Here is a 22,135-nt window from a genome sequence, read left to right on the forward strand (position 1 = left end):
TCTTAACACTATTTCAGAGAACTGGATTCAACTTGTGATAAATCTGGTTAAATTTCCCTAAAATTTTGAACCTGAAGATAACAACCTGACTGGTACCGAGCGATCGCGTAAATACTCCTTAATTTCCCCCACACTTAATTGGCCGTAATGTAGTAATGAAGCGAGTAACGCCGCTTCCGCCTTCCCCTCAGTTAATGCAGTGTAGATGTGTTCACAATTACCAGCACCACCGGAAGCAATCACAGGAACTTGTACAGATTCCGCAATCGCCTGGGTCAGTGCTAAATCATAGCCAGCTTGAGTTCCGTCAGCATCCATACTCGTCACTAGTAATTCTCCTGCGCCGCGTTTTTCCACTTCTTGTGCCCAAAGTAAAGCATCTAAACCAGTATTTTCCCTACCACCGCGGACGTAGACATCCCAGCCCGGATTTTCGGGGGAAATTCTGCGCCTGGCATCAATAGCAACAACTATGCACTGATTACCAAAGCGATCGCTAGCTCGATTAATCAAGTCTGGATCACGTACCGCTGCCGAATTAATACTAACCTTATCCGCCCCGGCTCGTAACAAAGCTTTAACATTTTCTAATGATTGAATCCCACCACCCACGGTCAAAGGAATAAACACCTGTTCAGCAGTGCGGTAGACCACATCAATAATCGTGTCCCGGTCTTCATGAGTAGCGGTAATATCCAGAAACACTAACTCATCAGCACCAGCTTCATTGTAAACCTGAGCCAGTTCCACCGGGTCCCCCGCATCTTTGAGATCGACAAAGTTAACTCCTTTAACAACCCGTCCCGCCTTCACATCTAAGCAGGGTAAGATTCTTTTAGACAACATAATAAATTTTTCACTCCTGGCTAATCATCTGGAATTTAAATTCTAAATTGACCTGTGTAATTCTCAGCAAAAATTTTTTTTTGCTCTAGCCATGGTGGTTTAATCCTCAAACAGTCCTGAACTCAAGGTTGATAGCTGAATTATGGCGATAATCTCCTCGAAAAAACAGCCTCAAGAACCCAACGGAAAACCAAATCAGCCTACCGGGCGTCGCAGTGGATCTGACGAGAAGATTTTGCAACCGTCGGTAACAACTGACGAACAAGGTCACCCAGAAGAGAGTATCAGACCACAGCGATTTGGTGACTACATTGGACAGAAAGACTTAAAGGATGTGCTAGATATTGCCATCAAAGCAGCTAAATCAAGGGGTGAGGTGCTAGATCACTTACTGCTATATGGCCCTCCGGGATTGGGAAAAACAACAATGGCAGTAATTTTAGCATCGGAAATGGGAGTAAACTACAAAATTACCAGCGCCCCCGCCCTAGAACGTCCCAGAGATATTGTCGGGTTACTGGTCAACCTCAAACCTGGGGATGTCCTATTTATTGATGAAATTCATCGTCTTTCCCGCATGACAGAAGAAATTCTCTATCCAGCCATGGAAGATTATCGCGTAGATATCACCGTTGGTAAAGGTTCTGGCGCTCGCATTAGAAGTATACCACTCAACAAATTTACTCTAGTGGGAGCCACAACCCGTGTAGGCGCTCTCACCTCACCCCTACGCGATCGCTTTGGGTTAGTGCAGAAACTGCGGTTTTATGAAGTGGAAGAACTCAGCCAAATTATTTCCCGCAGCGCGGAGTTACTCAAAACCCCCATAGCTGCAGATGGTGCAACAGAAATTGCTCGTCGTTCCCGAGGTACCCCCCGGATCGCTAATAGATTACTTAAACGAGTCCGTGATTACGCCCAAGTCAGAATATCAGGTAAGATTACAGAAACGGTCGCCGCCGAAGCACTGGAACTATTTCAAGTAGACCCCTGCGGTTTAGATTGGACAGACCGCCGGATGTTGAGTGTGATCATTGAACAATTTAACGGCGGTCCGGTAGGATTAGAAACAATTGCCGCCGCTACCGGTGAAGATACCCAAACCATTGAAGAAGTTTATGAGCCTTACCTCATGCAAATTGGCTATTTAAGCCGCACTCCCAGGGGACGCACCGCCACCACCGCCGCCTACAAGCATTTGGGACTCAAGCCCCCTAATGAACAGTTATCTATGCTGTAATTGGGGGAAAATGGGGACACTGAGAATTGGAAATTAAGGTAAATCCTGATGGTAAAATTAATTAGTACTTTGTTGAGTTTATTACTGGTATTCACCTGGAGTACACCAGCCATGGCAGTATCCCCAGGAGCTACTATTACTCAAGGACAGCTAGAACAAGGCAATCAACTAGCTAATAAAGCTTTAGCAGCTACAAATAAAGGTGATTTTGCCACTGCGGAAATTTACTGGACACAAATTATTGAGCAGTTTCCCACTAATGCAGGTGCATGGAGTAACCGGGGAAACTCCCGGGTCAGTCAAAATAAATTAGCAGCAGCACTCACAGATTACAACAAAGCTATAGAATTAGCCCCCGATGCAACTGACCCCTATTTAAACCGTGGTGCAGCTTTGGAAGGGTTGGGGAAATGGCAAGAGGCGATCGCCGACTATAATCATATATTAGAACTTGACCCTAATGATGCCATGGCATACAATAACCGGGGTAATGCCAAATCGGGTTTAGGACAATGGCAAGAGGCGATCGCCGACTATCAAAAATCCGTAGAAATAGCCCCTAACTTTGCCTTTGCCAGGGCTAACTACGCCCTGGCCCTGTATGAAACCGGTCAAACCGACGCCGCCATCCACGAAATGAAAAACATAGTCCGCAAATATCCTAAATTTGCTGATATGCGCGCCGCCCTCACCGCAGCTTACTGGGTAAATGGTAACAAAGGGGAAGCCGAAAGTAACTGGGTAGCAGCCTATGGCCTGGATAATCGTTACAAAGATATGAACTGGGTCAAAAATATTCGCCGTTGGCCGCCCAAGATGGTAGCGGCTTTAGATAAATTTTTGCATATTGAGTAATCAAATAGATCCCCGACTTCCTTAACAAGTCGGCGATCTGATGGAAAAGTTTAAATTTTCCCCAGCTCTTGTAGTAATTCTCCTATTTTGACCGGATTGAGCTGCTCAACGTTACTTAAAACTACCGCTGCACCTGCTGTTAGTAAAGTTTGACTATAAGCATGACTATGGGCGGCTGTGTCTTGGACGTGGGGCGGTAAAATTCCTACACCAATCCAATTACGATCAGGTTTTATTTCCCTAGCTTTGTTAACCGTATACATATCAGCTACAGTATCTCCCACATAGATAATTGTTAGATTATTAACTTGATTTTCTAACAGTTCCACTGTGGTAAACAGTCCTGTAGGGTCTGGTTTACCCGGTGCGTCTTCCATGGCAATTAAGACTGGTGACTGTAAACCCAGACGTTTCTGTAAAACATAGGTAGCAGAACCACGGGTAGCACCACTAAAAAATCCCCAAGCAATTCCAGCGGTGGTGAGGTTTTCTAAATAACTCGGTTGTAATAATAAGGGTTCGTTACATATATACCCTGTCCAGTTCTCTGGGTCTGTACCGCGATAACGAGATTGGAAAAAGGCAACTATGGCATTGTAATCTAGTTGTAACTGCTGGCGAGTTTTCCCTTGGGATTCACAGTAGCGGTAAATAAATTCTTGGGAAGCTTCCCAATCATTATTCCATAGTCCTTCAGATTTGAGCTGATCAATGTCTCCGGGTGTAGGACGATAGGCGCTGTTGGTGAAATGCTCCACAGTATCCGCTAAAGCCCGACGGTAGGAGTTACCAACATCCCTGACTACGCCGTCAATATCGAAAACAACAATAGTTTTTACTGAAGATTTTGCCATCATAGGAGATTTTCTATTTTATGAGGTTATGGTAGAGCAATTTGTGACCACTATTTAGTCAATAGGTGAGGTATTGCGTTAGAATAAGCGATCGCATAGCACATACAGTGTAAGAATCCCCTGATATTCCCCGGAGGTGTGATTGACCCAATTTATTCTGAAAATTCTGTGGTTAGATGAAAACGTTGCCCTAGCAGTGGATCAAGTTGTAGGCAAGGGTACAAGTCCTTTGACTAAGTACTTTTTCTGGCCTCGCAATGATGCCTGGGAAGAGTTAAAAAAGGAATTAGAAGCTAAACACTGGATTAGTGATTTAGATCGCGTCGAATTGCTCAATAAAGCTACAGAAGTGATTAACTACTGGCAAGAGGAAGGCAGAAGACGACCGATGGCAGAAGCTCAATTGAAATTCCCTGAAGTTGCTTTTACAGGTAGCGCCTAAATATTACTTATGTTTTTAGATACAGTAAGTTGCATGGGGACAAGTACTATATAAATCTTAAAAGACTTGTGGGGTGGGTAGGAAAGCCCGCCCTTCTCAGCCAATAAAATTTGCTGTATCCTGAAATGAGCAGCGCCCCGGGCGCTGTTTTTACGATTCGGAATGCATATGAGCAACGGATTTCTCAACAACAGGGACTTGCTAGCCAAAATACAAAGCTTAAACAAAATATTATCTGTAATTTAGCTTGATGGACAAATAGAAAGACTACAATCAAAACGGACAAATTAGCACTGTAACAAAGGAGGATTACAAAGCTATGTCCGATTTAAACCGAGGAATTATGAAATTCAAGGGTGCCGATTCCCCCAGAGTAGTCACCATCTCTACTGTGCTACTCTTGGGTTCCATTGCCGCCTTAATTATATGGGCTTTGCAAGCCGCCTATGCGCTAAACTAAGCGATTAGGAACTAAGATGGACACTGGCAACAACGGTTGATTCCGCTGCCACGTGTCCACCCACCAAGATAGATTAAAACGTCTTCGCTACCATAATGATTCAATCTTGGGGTGTCCTCGTTATTTTAATTGCTTGTCCCCTCTTGGGGTCTTTGCCAATTATTGCTTGGATTACCTATGCCCTGACGGGTAGAAAACTATCACAAATTGGTACTAAAAACATCAGTGTTTCAGCCGCTTTTTATCACGGCGGCACCTGGGTAGGAATCCTGGCGGTTATTTCAGAAGCCCTGAAAGGCATGGGGGCAGTTTTGCTGTGCCGTGTGTTTTTTCCCCCTGGATCCCCTTGGGAATTAATTGCTCTCATCGGCTTAGTCTTAGGGAGATATGGGGCGGGCAGAGGGGCTGGGACAACCAATGTTGTTTGGGGGTTCCTGGTACATGATCCTCTGGTGGCAATATTTACAAGTTTATTGGCTATTATCAGTTTTATAGTTCTGCGATCTAGGCAATGGGTAAAATTCGGAGTTTTATTCCTGTTTCCTTGGTTGATGTTACTCCTGAATATTGAGGATATACCCAAAATAATCGCGGCTGTGACCCTAGCGGGAGTATTAGGGTGGATTTATACAAAAATTCCCGATGACCTGAATTTACCAGCACCGGAGACTGATGCAGAGTCACAAGCAGCTTTTGCATATTTACGCGGGAATCACCGGATTTTTTGTTTAGATGACCAGTTAGATGCAAATCTGGTGGGACACAAAGCCGCAACATTATCTGAAATTAATCGCTGGGGCTATCCAGTACCTAAAGGATGGGTAATTTCCCGAGTTGATGATCCGGAAAATTTGATGGCAATTATTCAGCCTTCTCATCTGTCTCCTTTGGTGGTGCGCTCCTCTGCTATCGGAGAAGACTCTGAACAAGCTTCTGCAGCCGGACAGTATACAACAATTTTGAATGTTACTACCACCGAGCAATTACGAGATGCGATCGCCCAAGTTCAAGCTTCTTACAATCATCCGTCTGCTGTACAATATCGTCGCGATCGCGGTTTACCAGATATGGCCATGGCTGTGCTGGTACAACAACAAATTCCCAGTGTGTATTCTGGTGTAGCTTTCAGTCGTGACCCCATTAGCCAACAGGGGGATGCAATTGTAATTGAGGCTTTACCAGGTAGTCCCACTCAAGTGGTTTCCGGTAAGGTGACACCAGAACAATATCGCGCCTTTGTGGTGGAAACAGAGAATGTTTCCTCTGTGCAAGTGGTGGGGGAAATGTCCCGACAGGAAGTAGAAGTACCACAAGCATTAATCAAACAAGTAGCATATTTAGTCCGCCAACTAGAAAAACAGTATCGCGGGGTACCCCAAGATATGGAGTGGACTTATGATGGTCAAAATCTCTGGGTTTTGCAGTCTCGACCTATTACTACTCTATTGCCCATCTGGACGAGGAAAATAGCCGCCGAGGTCATTCCTGGTGTGATTCATCCGTTAACTTGGTCGATTAATCGCCCCTTAACTTGCGGAGTTTGGGGAGATATTTTTACAGTGGTTTTGGGCGATCGCTCCTGGGGATTGGATTTTACGGCAACTGCTACTCTCCACTATTCCCGGGCTTATTTTAATGCTTCCCTGCTAGGAGAGATTTTTTTACGGATGGGTCTACCACCAGAAAGTCTGGAATTTCTCACTAGGGGGGCGAAGATGAGCAAACCGCCGTTAAAGTCCACTTGGAATAATTTACCAGGGTTAATGCGGTTACTCACGCGAGAACTGAGCTTAGAAAAAGACTTTAAGCGGGATTATAGTAAAAAGTTTCTGCCTAGTTTGTCAGAATTAGCACATGAATCAATAGAAGAACTGACAGCAGCCCAGTTATTGGAGAGAATAGATTATATTCTGGAATTACTACGCACTGCAACTTATTACAGCATTTTAGTCCCTTTGAGCGTCGCTTTAAGACAGGGGATTTTTCGCGTTAAAGATGCGGAAATTGATCACAGTATAGCTCCGGAGGTAGCAGCATTGCGATCGCTGACTGCTTTAGCGGCACAGGCGAAACAGCAATTACCTGACTCGCAACCGGATCAAGTCTTTGAAGAATTGGCGCAAACACCAGAAGGAGAGAAAATTCTCGATGAATTTAACCAATTGCTGGAAGATTACGGTTATTTGAGTGATGTGGGCACAAATATTGCTGTTCCTACCTGGAAAGAAAACCCCCAAACCATCAAGGACTTGTTTTTACAGTTATGGCAAAGTGCAGCAGAGACGGACAAACCGGTGAGGTTGACAAAGCGCAAAGGGGGGGTAGTACAGCGCCGGGTAGATATTAAAGGACAAGTTACCGAAATTTATTCTCGTTTCTTAGCTGAATTGCGGTGGCGATTTTTAGCTTTAGAGCAAGCTTGCTTAAAATCCGGCTTAATCCAGCAAAGTGGGGATATCTTTTTTCTAGAGTTGAACGAAGTCCGGCGTTTAGTAGCAGGTGATGATATTGAACTGAGGGAAGATTTATCTGAGATAGTAGAATTTAGGCGATGGCAATTCCAGCAAGATAGTGAATTTCATCAAATCCCCCTTTTAGTTTATGGTCATACACCACCCCATCCCCTTCCTCCCTCCCCACTGTACTCAGACCAAGTACTACAGGGTATCCCCGCTAGCCACGGTCAAGCGGAAGGTCGGATCAAGATAGTACGAGACTTACAACAATTACCAGAAGTTGACCGCCACACAATTTTAGTAGTACCTTATACAGATTCAGGCTGGGCACCTTTGTTAGTTAGAGCAGGAGGCTTAATTTCTGAAGCTGGCGGAAGACTTTCTCACGGTGCTATCGTAGCTCGTGAATACGGTATTCCCGCTGTTATGGATGTTTATAATGCTACAGTGAGACTAAGAGATGGGCAACGGGTACGCATAGATGGGTCAAGAGGAATTATAGAATTGTGCAACTTTTAAGCTAATCAAAGCGATTAAACTAGATTAACTACGGCATCCGTCAATTCTGACTCGTCAGAAAGCACGATAGAATCATGGGTCACGGTGAAGGCAGTTAGTTGCTTGCAAAGCACGCAATATTTTATTGCGCGCGCCATTCACATCACGATAGACCTCTTCTGGTTTCCAGTCAGCAGTTGAGTCCTCCGTGATCTGAGCTAATGCCAGAACCGCGAAATCTTGGTAAGCTGATGTCTAATATCTACAGCACTAAGATTGAGATGATTTAATCCCAACGCTGTATTTTCAGAGAACCAACTAGAAAATGGCTCTTAATCAATCCAGTCTCAAAGAGGATAGTGATGTCGGTGGGAATACGCTACAATTGGCAGAAAGCAGAGATTCAGGCGATATACAACCAGCCATTCCTAGAGCTGATTTATCAGGCTGCTAGCGTGCATCGTCAATATCATGACCCCAGAAAAATACAGGTTTGTAAGCTGATATCAATCAAAACCGGCGCTTGTCCCGAAGATTGTAGTTACTGCGCCCAGTCTTCCCGTTATAAAACTGAGGTAAAGCCCCAAGCACTGCTAGAGAAAGAAACAGTTGTTAAGATTGCTCAACAAGCTAAAGCACAGGGTGTGAGTCGGGTTTGTATGGGTGCTGCTTGGCGGGAGGTGCGGGATAATTCGCAATTTGAAACAGTGCTGGACATGGTGAAAGAAGTCACGGATATGGGTCTAGAGGTGTGCTGTACTCTGGGAATGCTTAACACAGACCAGGCCAAACGCCTAGAAGCGGCCGGACTATATGCTTATAATCATAACTTGGATACTTCCCAGGAATATTACAATACTATTATTACCACGAGAACTTATGGCGATCGCCTCAATACAATTGACAATGTAAGACAAACAAACGTCACTGTTTGTTCTGGGGGTATCCTGGGTTTAGGCGAAAGTGTCGAGGATCGCGTGGGGATGTTACAGACACTGGCGAATTTACAACCTCATCCCGAGTCAGTACCGATTAATATTCTGTCCCAAGTCCCGGGTACACCCCTAGAAAATCAGCCAGATGTCCCCATTTGGGAAGTAGTGCGCATGATTGCTACAGCCAGAATTATTATGCCAACTTCTGATGTGCGTCTGAGTGCTGGTAGGGCGAGACTTTCTCAAGTGGAACAAGCTTTATGTTTTATGGCTGGGGCTAATTCTATTTTTTCCAGCGATGATCAGAAAATGCTCACTGTCACTACCCCCTGTCCAGACTACGACGCTGACAGACAAATGCTGAATTTGCTGGGGTTAGAAATGCGTCCCCCCCAGCAAAGACCCCAACAAGTGACAACTCCCGCAGTCGTGGGATAAACCCACCCCCAACCCCTCCCCCAAGGGAGGAGGGGAGAAAGATGATAGGAAAATTGGAAAATATTCCTGTTTTTGCGACTTAATAGTGAAGTTCACTGTCTGACTTCAGGACACAAGAAAGGCATAATAAATGTCCCTCTTGCTCAAATCACGTTGTACTATGCTACTGACAAATGTTTCAGTGGACGGTGTTTTAATTGCTCAGACAACTCCTGTGCATAAGTATCAAGTTCTGAAGTTGTCATCGCTTTGAGAACGCGCTGATGACTAGAGGGAATTTCCAGCTGCGCAATCAACCGCATAATATATTGCATTACATAACCCCTCCTCTCATCATCCCGTTTTTCCTGAAGTTGTTGGTTTTCTGCATTGGCTAAAGCAAGGGTCAATTCCATATATTTGATTTTTTCAGCCAAAGAATCAGGAAGGGCAGCAACTGTTTGTCCTATATCAACTGCCCGTGAGTTATCATGGTTATACATTGTTAGTTCTCGCTTTTTATTGAGTTTGAGAATTACAGAAACAATTTAACGTTAAGAAAGTTAGAACCCTTTCCCCCAGGCAATTGGGAAGGGTTCAGTACACCAAAAGGCATTCCAATACACTTGGAGTGCCTTCTTTGTTGCTGAAGGTATTATTGCACGCTAATTATAAACAGTCAAGTAGCTTTTATCTTCAATTATTTTAATAAACTATATCATTGACATAATACAAAAAGAGAGATAGGCTGAGTTTATAGTCAGCCAACATAGAGGAAGACAGACACAAATGATACAAAATGAGGATTTCGAGCAACGTCTCAAGGAATTAGACTGGACGCTGTACAAATTAGCCAAGGAATTTGCGGAACATCGAGCTGCAGACGGAGATGTTTCCCCTGCTTCCCGATATCACAGTTCTATAAGTAAAGCAATAGAAAATCCTGGTAAATCCAAACTGGAAACCATTGAAGATATTGTTCAGGTTCTCAACGGTGAGCTAACTATCTTATGGGAACCAGGAAGGGTAGTCACCATTCGACTAGAGGATGAAACCATAGAAGCTTTAAAACAGAGAGCCGAAAATGATGGAAAGACTATTAATGACATAGCCAAGCAACTCTTATTGCAAGCACTTTCAGGACTTCCCGCGCAGCATTCAAAAAAACTCACTAATTTAGTCATAGCTGAACAAGCCAAAATTTATCGGTCGTTTCATCCTGTCATTAGTTCTGCTTACTCTGCTGTACATCAATGGTTGTCAAACATCCCAGACGCAAAGGGATATCAGCAACTTGATTATTCAAAAGATATTTTACACTCTCTAGATAAAGCAGATTTAAAAAGTAAAGCATTTCAGTTTTATACTCTATTTCCTCCTAACTACTTTAAAGCAGTTCATATTTTAGATAATGTCATTGACTCCAGTCGATTAATGACAAAACTCAGATATCATCCACGCATTTACTTATTGGATATTGGTGGTACTATGGGTGCTGCTACAACTGCTTTGATTGCAAAAATATTAACTTTACCTCAAGAAGAAATTCGATTAAACCCAATAGAAATTATTTGCATAGGTATAGAACCTAATATTTATAGCTATGCGATTTATCAAAAATTGATGCAGCAACTCAAAGAGAAGATTGCACCATTTAACATCTTATTAAATTTTCAGCCAATCAATGAATCTTTGGCACAAGCAACTCTTACGACAATTACTTACCTAAAAAATAAATGCAAGGGAGATAAATCTTCAGATAAATTATTATCTAACCTCTTTGTCATGCAACTTGATATTGCTGCATCTATAGACAAAGATAACATTCTTAAACGAGAAAGAGATAAACAACTTCAAGCTTTAGGATTAGAACTACAAAATGATACAGAAATAAAAAAAGATTTTTGGCAAGATGAAGCACTTGCTTTAAAAAGGTTATTAGAGGAAGTACCGGTTGAAACATTATATTTGATGACAATAGGAACAAAAAACCTAGAACATACCCTCAAGCAAATTATTCAAATTACTGACATTAATCAAGGAACCAAGGCTATAAGCAATGCTTTAGAAACCTTTATTGGTAAAAACCATACATTTTCTGATGTGATTCCAGTTAAAGATATAGTTTACTTTGAGAATCCTGTTAATAGCTATTGGCAAGAAAAAGGTATTTTCAATCATGAAACTCAATTCCATGCCCTTTGTCAAACCATCAAAAATAGGGAAATTGAAGAAGATAATCAATGGAATCAACTGATAAGTTTAGAAAATATAGAATTAGCTTGGGTTAAAGCCAGAAATAATGTGTTCAATGAATCTTTTTATGATGAAATAGAAATCCGATTATTTGAAAGTAATCTAGATGAAAATTTACAAATGGTCGTTGATAACTTAGTTGACAGTTTATATTCAGATAAATTTCTTCCCTCTAATCAGGATATTGACTATAAATTTGTCAAGAGTAGAACAAAAGGACGTTCAAAGCAGTTAACTCGTTTAGAAGAAGAAATACTAGCTATTGCGATTCTGCAAACTCTTGCACAAAAAAACGAGTTGAATTTTTATTCCTATAAACTCAAGTCAGAACAAACGGAAGATTTATATGAAGATTACTTTCCTAAATATAAAAATTTTTTAGAAGAATCACGAGCAAGTGCTGAGAGTTATCCAAATGGTGCTGTTATGAGAACTGACATAGAATCATATTATGTCAAAGTGATTCAACAACAGTTGCTTGATATTAGTGTCACAGAATTGGAAATTAGCAGTAACCGCATTAAGTGGTTACTTAGTCAAATTCTCAAGCGAAATTTGAATAATGGACATGAGAATGGGATGGGACTAAAACAAGGAACTCTCACATCAGGTTTTTATGCAAATCTGTATCTGAAAGCAGTTGATGATTATTTCCGTAATCAACCGCGATGGAAACATCAAATCAAATTGCATCGTTATGTTGATGATATTATTGCAGTTGTTCCGCGTACTCATGAGCTTGAACCATTTGAAATAGAATTAAAAGAGCAACTCGGCAAACTAGGACTTAATCTTAATGAGAATAAGACTGAATATTATGATAATATATCAGATTTTCTACCGACAACAAAACTAGATACTGATTTAGATCCACTAAATAAAGAATTTAATTTTGAGCTTCTTGATCCTTTATGGATAATGAATTATGATTACCGCACAGAATTTGAATTAGCTAATAGGAGTCATGATGACAAATCATGGTGGAAACTGATTAAAATATATCAGCATTGTTTATATTCTCAGGGTATTTATATTACAGAAATGCGGCTGAGTCGCAAAATTTATCAAAAATTGGTTACCAAAAAATTAAACAATCAAAATGACTTAACGTTCCCATCTCTCCCAAGAAATGATAAGTTTATTATAATTGCTAATTGGAGTAGTCAATTTCAACAGAAGAATGACAATTGGGTGAATAAAAAAAATCAGTTAAAGTCTAAATTTGTTCATATTTTTCAAGATAGTTTAAAAGAACTACAAGAAATTACAGTAACTATCAAGGAGAAAGCTGATTCACCCACTAAAACAGAAAAGCGGGAACTAAATATCAAACAGAGGAAGTTACAATCTCGCATTAGATTATCGGTAAATAAATTACTAATTTTAGGGTTTGATCCAGTTTGTCAGGAAATTGTTAACTTAATTTGCGATCCTGACTTATTCGTAATTCGTGATTTGCTAGATGTAGTTATTGGTTTAGCTTCTCAGGGACACATAAATGCAATCAATCAACTATGGGAACATTTTCAAAAAAGTAACATAACAAATGAAGAAACCAGTACATATTACCGCGCAATTTTACTGGAAGCATTTCGCTTTTTACCTATAATCGAATTCAATAATTGGGAATTAATATTTAACTGTGCAACACAAGCACAATCTGATATTGAAAAGCTAAAAGCAACAGAAACTTGGCTATATTTGGGTCAGCTAGCTAAACCTTATGTACAAAATCAACATTTTCAAAATGTTGCTAAGGCTTTAGAAAGTAATCCTCCTCCGTTTACCCGACTCAAAAAAAACTACATTTTGATTTTGGGACTTTACAATTATGACTTACCAGATAATATTTCATTTTCTGAGGAAGAGGTCAAGGATTATTTAATTAAAGATGCTGTGAAACTTGCAGAATCGGGAAAAGTTGCAGAAATATTTCAAGAAGTTGAACCAGCCAGAGTTAGACAATATTACAACCCGAAAAAGACAGAAGTCACTAAAGAGCAGAAGTTCTCACTGTAAAAATATCATACTTTCTATGTCACCAACTCAAGCTAACCCAGATCAAGTAAAAATCATCAAGCACATCAACGGAGCAATTTTAGTGCTTGCTCCAGTGGGAACTGGTAAAACCCGCGTTTTATCATCAAGAGTAGTTCAAGCTATTAAAAGCGGTATTCCTGCAGCAAAAATCTTGTGTTTGACTTTTACTAACCGAGCAGCAAAAGAAATGAAAGAAAGGTTAGCACAAATGTGTCCTGAAGAATTTTGCCACATCACCATCAAAACCTTTCATAGTTTATGTACTTCCATACTGCGAGTTGAAGCTCGTCAAATTGGTTTACCAGTAGATTTTGTAGTTTACGATGATGCTGACTGTCTGGGAATAATTAAAGAGATTTTCTGTCTTTCCAAAGACAAAGAAGCTCAAGATATCTTTTTTAAATTAGCTGATTGTAAAGTTAAAGCTAGTCAGTTACAGTTATCTCCCCATTATCCTTTAGAAAACCTGTTTGCATCTCTAGGAATAGGTCAAGCACAATTAGCGAGTCAATACCAAAGCATTCTTCAAGAACGTCATGCTGTGGATTTTGCAGACTTAATATTTTACGTGCGTTACTTGCTGGAATATTATCCAAAAATTCAACAAAGATGGAAACAACGCTTTGATTTTATCCAGATTGATGAAGTTCAAGATACTCATCTTTCTGAATATGAAATTGTTAAATGTTTAGCTTCTGGTACGGATAATATTGCCATGATTGGTGATTTAGACCAAACGATTTACAAGTGGCGAGGTTCGGAACCGGATAAAGTTATTCGTCGATTTAAACAAGACTTTCACCCTCAAGAATACTCTCTAACTTGGAACTACCGCGCTACTCAAACATTACTTAAGGCTGCTTCTGGCTTTGCTGACTCTTTTCACAAAAGATATACAAAAATTACTCCTGCTCCTGTTTGTGATGCGGGAGAATTAATTACAATTTATGCAGCTAAAAATGAAATAGAAGAGGCTAAGTGGATTGGGGAGCAGATTAGACAGTTATCAAAACATGACCCCAATATGCTTTATGGTCGAGTTGCTGTTTTAACTAGAAATCATAAACGAATTCAGATAGTTTCTCGAGTTCTAGAACAGTTAAATATTCCCTGTGTTACAGTTGAGCAGCATCAATTTTTTATGCGTCAGGAAGTTAAAGATGCTCTTGCTTACCTGCGATTAGTTTTAAATCCTTTTGATACAGGTTCTATGCTGCGGCTATTAATGCGTCCAAGTCGCGGTATAGGTTCCATCACTATTGAAAATGTCATCAAAGGGGGAGAAGCATGTGGTTTGAAACTTACTGATATGGTTTCAACTCAGACTTTTATTGATGGCGACCCTTTTAGTAATTTAATATCTGCTTATAATCATGGCACAATTGTTGTTTTTGATTTGGAAACAACTGGTTTCTCAGTGAGTCAAGATGAAGTCATCGAAATTGCAGCCGTGAAATTAGTTAAGGGACAGGTAAAAGACCAATTTCATGCTTATATTCAAAATACTGTCTCTGTGGGAGATTCTGAACAAATACATGGTTACAGTAATGAATTTTTAGCCAGAAATGGTGAAAATGCAATTCATGTATTTGAGAAATTTTTATTGTTTATTCAAGATGCTTTTTTAGTTGGGCATAATCTGGGTTTTGATATTAAGATGATCACAGCCCATGCTCAAAAACTAGGTTTATCAACTCCTACATTTAAATGGTCAGATACTTGGGATTTGGCTAAACGCTTTATAAAATCAGAAAGCTATAATTTGCAAAGTTTAGCAAATAAATTAAACCTCCATCAATTACCAAATCATCATGCGCTTGATGATACGCTGACAACTGTTGAATTATTGGCAGTTTTAATACCTTTAGTACAAGCACGTGCTGACTATCGTCAGGCTTTAGTTTATCGTTATGGAGAAGAATTTGAAAATTTAGCTGATGCTGTTGAAAGTTGGAAAAATGCTAGCCAAAGATTACGTCCAGCAGATTTGTTAGGTAAAATTTTAGTAGAATCTGGTTTATATGACTATTATCAACAGCATGAACTAAAAGGCCTAGAAAATCTGAAAAGGCTGATTAATATTTTTCAACAGCAGGATGATTTAGAACTTCATCCAGATACTGCACTAAGAAGCATTATTGACTACACTGCATTGGCGAAAAATCTAGATCAAATTTCTATCGAAAATAATCAAGTTCCGATTATAACAGTACATCAATCAAAAGGTTTAGAATTTGATACAGTTTTTCTGGCTGGTTTATCAGAAGATGAATTCCCCACTTATTTCAGTGTCCGCGATGGTAAGGTAGAAGAGGAAAAACGGCTGTTTTATGTGGCTATCACAAGGGCTAAACAACGTTTGTTTATTTCAGCTTTTATCAGAGATTCTCAAGATTACAAAAAATCTTTAAGTTCATTTATTAATCTGCTTCCTTGTGAATATATAAATTACAATTAGAAAAATTACTTTTGACTTGATATTTTTGCAAAAATATATACAGCACTATCTAAGTAAATAAAGTACACAAATGACCTGTGCTGATCAGAGTAACCCAAAACCAAAACCTTGATTTTGTTGGGTTTCACTGCTTTCTACCCAACCTACCTTTCTTAATTTAAAAGTAATTAAGCATACTCAATATGCTAAAAAAAATAGGGTAATTCTGGAAAACCCAGAATCACCCCAGTTTTAGTTAAACTGCAACCAAAGTTAGTTAAGCAAAAGCAGCAGTTCTGACATCGTTGTTTGTCAAAATCTCTTGCAATTCCTCAGCATCTACTGTTTCTTTCTCCACCAGCATTTTGGCGATTTCATCGAGAATGTGGCGGTTGTTAACTAATACTTCTTTAGCACGTATATAGGCTGCATCAACGAGTTTACGCACTTCTTCGTCAATAGCAGCAGCAGTTTCTTCGGAGAAATCACGCTCTGACATGATATCTCTGCCTAAGAACATATTACCTTGCTGACGACCTAAAGCCACTGGACCGAGGCGATCGCTCATACCAAAGCGGGTAATCATCTGACGGGCCACACGGGCTACTTGTTGCAAGTCGTTAGAAGCACCTGTGGTAACTTCTTCATCACCAAAGATTAATTCTTCAGCCAGACGACCGCCTAAAGCTACCGCCATTTGATTTTCCAGATAAGCACGGCTGTACAAGCCTGTATCCATGCGGTCTTCACTAGGAGTAAACCAAGTTAAACCACCCGCACGACCGCGGGGAATAATGCTGATTTTTTGTACTGGGTCATAGTCGGGCATTAAAGCACCCACTAAAGCGTGACCAGCTTCGTGATATGCTACTAGGGTTTTGCGCTTTTCGCTCATTACCCTATCTTTTTTCTCTGGTCCAGCTAAGACGCGATCAATGGCATCATTGATTTCATCCATAGCAATTTCAGTTAAATTCCGCCGTGCTGCTAAGATTGCAGCTTCGTTGAGCAAGTTGGATAAATCCGCACCCGTAAACCCAGGAGTCCGACGGGCGATTTTATCCAGGTCTACATCCTTGGCTAAGGTCTTACCACGGGCGTGAACTTTAAGAATTTCGCTACGTCCTGAATAGTCGGGACGGTCTACAACTACCTGACGGTCAAAACGACCAGGACGCAACAGAGCAGCATCTAAGACATCAGGACGGTTGGTAGCGGCAATAATGATAATACCGGTATTGCCTTCAAAACCATCCATTTCGGTGAGTAACTGGTTGAGGGTTTGTTCCCGTTCATCGTTACCACCGCCTAAACCTGCACCCCGTTGACGACCTACCGCGTCAATTTCATCGATAAATACAATACAGGGGGCGTTGGTCTTAGCTTGCTCAAACAAATCGCGGACGCGGGAAGCACCCACACCTACGAACATTTCTACAAACTCAGAACCGGAGATGGAAAAGAAGGGTACACCAGCTTCACCAGCTACAGCACGAGCCAAGAGGGTTTTACCTGTACCAGGAGGACCTACTAACAATACACCTTTAGGAATTTTTGCCCCTACTGCGGTAAAGCGGTCGGCGTTTTTGAGAAAGTCTACTACTTCGTTTAATTCCAGTTTGGCTTGGTCAATACCGGCGACATCACCGAAGGTAACTTGAGTTTGGGGTTCCATTTGCACTCTGGCTTTGGATTTACCAAAGTTCATAGCTTGGTTACCAGGACCACTTTGAGCGCGACGTAGTAAGAAGAATAAGCCAACCAGAAGTAATACAGGGAAGAATAAACTGCTCAGTGCCTTAAACCAAAATCCTTCATCAGTTTGGGGGAGAACAGAAATATCAACGCCCTTGTCACTCAAATTAGTGATTAAGTTAGGGTCATTGACTAAATTCACAATCTTTTTGTCACCGTCTCTGGAGGTAACAAGTGCTGTAGAGCGGTCTGCACTCAGACTGACTCTATCTACTCTGCCTTTGTCAACTTCTTGAATAAATTGACTGTATCGCCATGTTTCTCTAGTTTGAGGTTGTTTGTCAAAGAATGCTGTTCCTAAAGCGATGACAACTATAAAAAGCAGTGCATAAAGCCCCGCATTTCTCCATCTTTTATTCACTGAGGTCTATCCTCCTGTATTTTGTGTGAGTTAGCGTAGCTTCTCTAATATGAGAGGGCATTATTAAGAATTATGTTAACTTATCTTAAGGTATAACATAACATGACGGCTGTCATGTTAGAAAAGCTCTCTGATTTGTTCCAAACTAGGATGGTAGGGATTATATTGTAGAGACCCTATAGGCTGGTGAACCGTATGTATGGGGATAATTTCTACCACACTATTAGTGTAGGCGATCGCTTCAAATCCCCTGACTAATTCGGCATTCCAGGGCGACTCATGCACCATGGGCAGATGATTGAGCAATTGCGATCGCACAATTCCCGGTAATATTCCCTCTGTGAGTGGTGGTGTCCACCAACTACCATTTTGCCATCCCCAAAGGTTACCTGTGGTAGTTTCGAGCCAATTACCCGCGCCATCGATAAAAATGGCCTCCTGAGAATTTAACTGTTGGGCGTGAGTCTTCACTAACCAAGCACTCAGGTAGTTACCAGTTTTATGAGCAGGAAGACTGCGATACAAGTTCGACATTGCCAAAGTTGTGGTAATACCGTGTTTTTGCTTGGTGATTAAATCTGGTGGTAATAACCTCCCAGTTATCCACTCCCTCCCATCCGCAAACAGGGTAATTCTGAGAATGGGGAAATTTTCCGCCAGAATTTCCGCACCTTGACGCACCAGTTCCCAGCTTGGTTCTCGCCAACCAAAAGCTTGTACTGATAACAGTAGGCGATGGCAATGTGCCACCCAGTTAGTTAAACTACTATCTAGGCTTTGCTCATAAACCCGCACTGTTGTAAATACCGTAGCCCCATAAAGTAACCCCGGGTCGTGAATATCTAATTCTAGGGTTTGAGATTCTCTGAGTTTGCCATGGTACCAATAAATAAAACTAACCTCCCTGGGGGTTAAACCATTGTTAATTTACCACTTGAGATCATCCTAATAAATCAGCGCGGGGTTTAAAAGTTTCTATTTCCCGCAGTTTTTCATAAAGTTCCCGTTCTTCTGGTGTGATACTTTTAGGTGTAAGAATTTGAATTTCTACTAATTGATCCCCACGTTTACCATTTTCCCCAGGGTAGCCTTTATTTGCTAACCGCAGTCTTTGACCACTCCTCACACCCGGAGGGATAGTCATTTTCACAGGGCCATCTAAAGTCGGTGCTTCTACTTGTCCTCCTAAAACTGCTTCACAGGGAGTGACTGGAACCTGGCAAAATATATTGAACCCTTCTAGTTTAAATAGCCCATGGGGCAATACTGTAATTTTCAAGTAGAGGTCACCACCACCAATACCTTGATTGCGTAACCGGATACTTTGACCTGTTACCATAGCTGGGGGCATATTTACTTCCAGCGATCGCCCATCTTCTAGGCGAATCCGTTCTTTGCCACCTTCATAAGCTTTTTCCAGTGGTAAAGTTAATCTAGCTTCAATATCTCGGCGGGGTGTGCGCGGTGGGCTTTTGGGAACCGTATACTCAACCCGACTTTTAGGAGAACGAAATGGGTCGCTTTTGGTACTACTAGTAACATTTCTGGTGTCTTGACGACCCCCTACACCAATAACTTGATTAATAAAACTCTCAAAATCGGAAAATTGTTCGGGATTTACATCTTCAGTGGTGCTGCGACCATTGGAGGAACTAGACCAGCTTTTAGATTTGGGTGCTTTGCTAGCCGTAAACCCTTTTTGTTTCCAGTAGCGGCTAAACTGGTCGTATTGCGATCGTCTGGCTGTATCAGAAAGGACTTCATAAGCCTCACCGATATCTTTAAACTTTTCCTCTGCGGCTTTATTTCCCGGATTGAGATCCGGGTGATATTGTCTTGCTAACCGGCGATAAACCTTTTTAATTTCTTCACCGGAAGCATCCTTAGGTACTCCTAAAATTTCATAGTAATCGCGAAAATTCTGCAAATTTTGCATAGTTCAGTTATTTTACTTTTAATTGTAGTAACGGACGGTTGACTGTTAAATATTGACTAATAACTACAACCAATCATCCTCATCATCATCCCAGTTATCCTGGTAACTTGGTCGAGAAGGCTTGCGAGAGGAACGCTGATCATAGGCTGGGGAACGCCTATCTTTGCTGTAACCCTTGTTGTCATCTCTACCATAGGAATCACGTTCGCGATATGTATCACGGGAAAAATTGGGTTCCCGTTCCTTATCACCGCCTGTAAAAATGTCACGAATCGTGCCAAACAAGTCTTCCTCCTCGTCCTCAGCATAATACTCCCGAACTTCTCGGTTTAGTTCATATAAAGCATCTTGTAAGTCAGCATAGGCTTGATCAATGCCGCGATCTTCATTTTCCTGGAGACTCTCACGCAGTTCCCGACAAATACTATCAATTCGCTGGCGGCGATTGCGGGCAAACTGCATACCAAATTCCAGTGCCACTTCTCTTAGTTGGCGTTCTGCCTGTAGAATCAAAGCCTCAGAACGAGTGCGTTTTTCTACTCTTTCTTTGCGTTCTCGGTCAACATCCGCGTATTTTTGAGCATCCTGAATCATGCGATTGACTTCTGACTCACTCAAAGTAGAAGCCCCTTGAATTGTGATACTTTGTTCTCGTCCGGTGGTTCTATCGAGGGCTGTCACCTGCAAAATACCGTTAGCATCAATATCAAAAGATACTTGAATCTGGGGGATTGCCCTTGGTGCTGGGGGGATGCCATAGAGCTTAAAACGTCCCAGTGACTTGTTATTTGATGCCATTTCCCTCTCACCCTGGACTACGTGAATTTCCACACTGTTTTGGTTATTTTCTGATGTAGAGAAAATATCAGAACGGCGCACTGGGATAGTAGTGTTACGGGGGATGAGTTTTTTCATCACACCGCCAATGGTTTCCAGTCCCAAAGATAATGGTGTCACATCCAAAAGCAGCACGTCTTTGAGTTCACCCGCCAGAATACCGGCTTGAATAGCAGCACCTATTGCCACCACCTCATCAGGATTAACATTTTCGTTAGGTTCTATCCCAATTAAGTCACGTACTAACTGCTTCACCATTGGTATGCGTGTAGAACCACCAACTAGTACCACTTCTTCAATATCTACCGGTGAGAGTCCAGAATCTTTGAGTGCGCGTTTAACTGGTGTACGTAAACGTCCCATCAAGTCCACACACAAACCCTCAAACTGAGAACGAGTCAGGCGAGTCTCTAGATGTTTAGGGCCGTCCTCCGTAGCAGTGATGAAGGGTAAGTTAATTTCGGTGACGCTGACAGCGGAAAGTTCAATTTTCGCCTTTTCTGCGGCTTCCATAAGGCGTTGTAAAGATTGCCGCTCGCGTCTTAAATCTACCCCTTCAGCCTCCAGAAATTTATCTGCTAACCAATCTACTATTTGTTTGTCAAAGTCATTACCACCTAGTTGAGTATCTCCACTGGTAGCTTTAACTTCAAAAATGCCATCACCAACTTCCAAAATTGAGACATCAAAAGTCCCACCACCCAAGTCAAAAACAAGGATAGTTTCAGTTGCACCCCGATCTAATCCATAAGCCAAAGATGCGGCTGTAGGTTCATTAAGAATCCGCAACACTTCTAAACCAGCAATTCTGCCAGCATCGCGGGTAGCCTGTCGTTGAGAATCATTAAAATAAGCGGGAACCGTAATTACCGCCCCTGTCACGGTTTCCCCCAAATAGCGACCAGCATCGTCTGCCAATTTTTTGATCACCATGGCGGAAATTTCTTCTGGGGCGAAATCCTTTTTCAGACGTGGACAGGGAATTGTCACATTACCTAATTCGTTTTTACGGATAGTATAAGGTACACGCTTAGATTCATGGCTGAGTTCATTATACTGCCGCCCAATAAAGCGTTTAACCGCAAAAAATGTATTTTGGGGGTTGAGAACAGTTTGCCGTCTGGCCATTTGCCCAACAACCCTTTCGCCCTCTTTGCTGAAGCCGACAACAGAGGGGGTTGTGCGCATTCCTTCTGCATTGGCAATCACCACCGGCTTGCCACCCTCCATTACGGCGACTACTGAGTTGGTTGTACCCAAGTCGATGCCGACTACCTTGCCCATGGGTTACTCTTCTCCTAGTGTGTCTTGTACGTTTAATTTAATTATGCGGTACTACCTCTAGTTGTTGGATATTGGATGAAAACACCTGCTATATAAAACCTAGACAAAGCTAGACTTTACTTTCTACTTCAACAGGAGCATGGGAGCGGTTATCCCTCAGTAGACTTGCACGCCTTAGCCAGACGCGATATTTCTCTTAAGATTTACAAGAAAGACTACCGCTATC

Annotated in this window: 15 protein-coding genes; 8 read left to right on the top strand and 7 right to left on the bottom strand. The window is 41.5% G+C overall.

The genetic code is table 11. The features are described from left to right. Positions 1-57 precede the first annotated feature (57 nt). Positions 58-846, bottom strand: coding sequence for an imidazole glycerol phosphate synthase subunit HisF (hisF, locus tag PN447_RS14045; RefSeq protein WP_271763655.1), 789 nt, complete (start codon positions 844-846; stop codon positions 58-60). 142 nt (positions 847-988) lie between these two features. On the opposite strand from hisF, the gene ruvB reads away from it, so the two are divergent. Further along, positions 989-2,086, top strand: coding sequence for a Holliday junction branch migration DNA helicase RuvB (gene ruvB / locus PN447_RS14050; RefSeq protein ID WP_271763656.1), 1,098 nt, complete (start codon positions 989-991; stop codon positions 2,084-2,086). Between the two features lie 48 nt (positions 2,087-2,134). Then, positions 2,135-2,941 carry a tetratricopeptide repeat protein gene (locus PN447_RS14055; protein ID WP_271763657.1) on the top strand — a complete coding sequence of 269 codons (807 nt, stop codon included), beginning with the start codon at positions 2,135-2,137 and terminating at the stop codon, positions 2,939-2,941. Between the two features lie 50 nt (positions 2,942-2,991). Here PN447_RS14055 and PN447_RS14060 read toward each other — a convergent pair whose 3' ends face one another. Next, positions 2,992-3,798 (bottom strand): TIGR01548 family HAD-type hydrolase, encoded by an 807-nt coding sequence (locus PN447_RS14060; protein WP_271763658.1) that lies wholly within the window; start codon positions 3,796-3,798, stop codon positions 2,992-2,994. A 139-nt stretch (positions 3,799-3,937) separates the two neighbouring features. On the opposite strand from PN447_RS14060, the gene PN447_RS14065 reads away from it, so the two are divergent. From PN447_RS14065 to bioB, 4 genes are all read left to right on the top strand, one after another. Next, the gene (locus PN447_RS14065) at positions 3,938-4,237 is read left to right on the top strand and encodes a 30S ribosomal protein PSRP-3 (RefSeq protein ID WP_200988431.1); all 300 of its coding nucleotides are present in this window, start codon (positions 3,938-3,940) and stop codon (positions 4,235-4,237) included. Positions 4,238-4,556: 319 nt separating this feature from the next. Then, entirely contained in the window at positions 4,557-4,697 is a 141-nt protein-coding gene (locus PN447_RS14070; protein WP_271730551.1) for a hypothetical protein, read from the top strand. Positions 4,698-4,792: 95 nt separating this feature from the next. Then, complete coding sequence (locus PN447_RS14075) at positions 4,793-7,672, top strand: glycerol-3-phosphate acyltransferase (RefSeq protein ID WP_271763659.1); 2,880 nt, start codon at positions 4,793-4,795, stop codon at positions 7,670-7,672. Between the two features lie 341 nt (positions 7,673-8,013). Further along, positions 8,014-9,024 carry a biotin synthase BioB gene (gene bioB, locus PN447_RS14080; RefSeq protein ID WP_271763660.1) on the top strand — a complete coding sequence of 337 codons (1,011 nt, stop codon included), beginning with the start codon at positions 8,014-8,016 and terminating at the stop codon, positions 9,022-9,024. A gap of 158 nt (positions 9,025-9,182) precedes the next feature. On the opposite strand, the gene PN447_RS14085 is transcribed toward bioB, so the two are convergent. After that, positions 9,183-9,506, bottom strand: coding sequence for a hypothetical protein (locus PN447_RS14085; protein ID WP_271763661.1), 324 nt, complete (start codon positions 9,504-9,506; stop codon positions 9,183-9,185). Positions 9,507-9,792: 286 nt separating this feature from the next. On the opposite strand from PN447_RS14085, the gene PN447_RS14090 reads away from it, so the two are divergent. Further along, positions 9,793-13,278, top strand: coding sequence for an RNA-directed DNA polymerase (locus PN447_RS14090; protein ID WP_271763662.1), 3,486 nt, complete (start codon positions 9,793-9,795; stop codon positions 13,276-13,278). Between the two features lie 16 nt (positions 13,279-13,294). Beyond that, positions 13,295-15,757, top strand: a complete 2,463-nt coding sequence (locus tag PN447_RS14095) for a 3'-5' exonuclease (RefSeq protein ID WP_271763663.1) — start codon at positions 13,295-13,297, stop codon at positions 15,755-15,757. 256 nt (positions 15,758-16,013) lie between these two features. On the opposite strand, the gene ftsH3 is transcribed toward PN447_RS14095, so the two are convergent. The 4 genes from ftsH3 to dnaK all read right to left on the bottom strand — a co-directional run bounded on the left by ftsH3 (position 16,014) and on the right by dnaK (position 21,909). Beyond that, on the bottom strand, positions 16,014-17,852 hold the full coding sequence (ftsH3, locus tag PN447_RS14100) for an ATP-dependent zinc metalloprotease FtsH3 (protein ID WP_271763664.1): 1,839 nt from the start codon (positions 17,850-17,852) through the stop codon (positions 16,014-16,016). 117 nt (positions 17,853-17,969) lie between these two features. After that, positions 17,970-18,743 carry an aminotransferase class IV gene (locus PN447_RS14105; RefSeq protein ID WP_271763670.1) on the bottom strand — a complete coding sequence of 258 codons (774 nt, stop codon included), beginning with the start codon at positions 18,741-18,743 and terminating at the stop codon, positions 17,970-17,972. Positions 18,744-18,792: 49 nt separating this feature from the next. Beyond that, positions 18,793-19,788: a DnaJ C-terminal domain-containing protein gene (locus PN447_RS14110; RefSeq protein ID WP_271763665.1), complete on the bottom strand. Its 996-nt coding sequence runs from the start codon at positions 19,786-19,788 to the stop codon at positions 18,793-18,795. A gap of 63 nt (positions 19,789-19,851) precedes the next feature. Next, complete coding sequence (dnaK, locus tag PN447_RS14115; protein WP_271763666.1) at positions 19,852-21,909, bottom strand: molecular chaperone DnaK; 2,058 nt, start codon at positions 21,907-21,909, stop codon at positions 19,852-19,854. Positions 21,910-22,135 lie beyond the last annotated feature (226 nt).

This window comes from Anabaena sp. CS-542/02 (assembly GCF_028331085.1).
GTDB classification, from domain to species: domain Bacteria; phylum Cyanobacteriota; class Cyanobacteriia; order Cyanobacteriales; family Nostocaceae; genus Anabaenopsis; species Anabaenopsis arnoldii.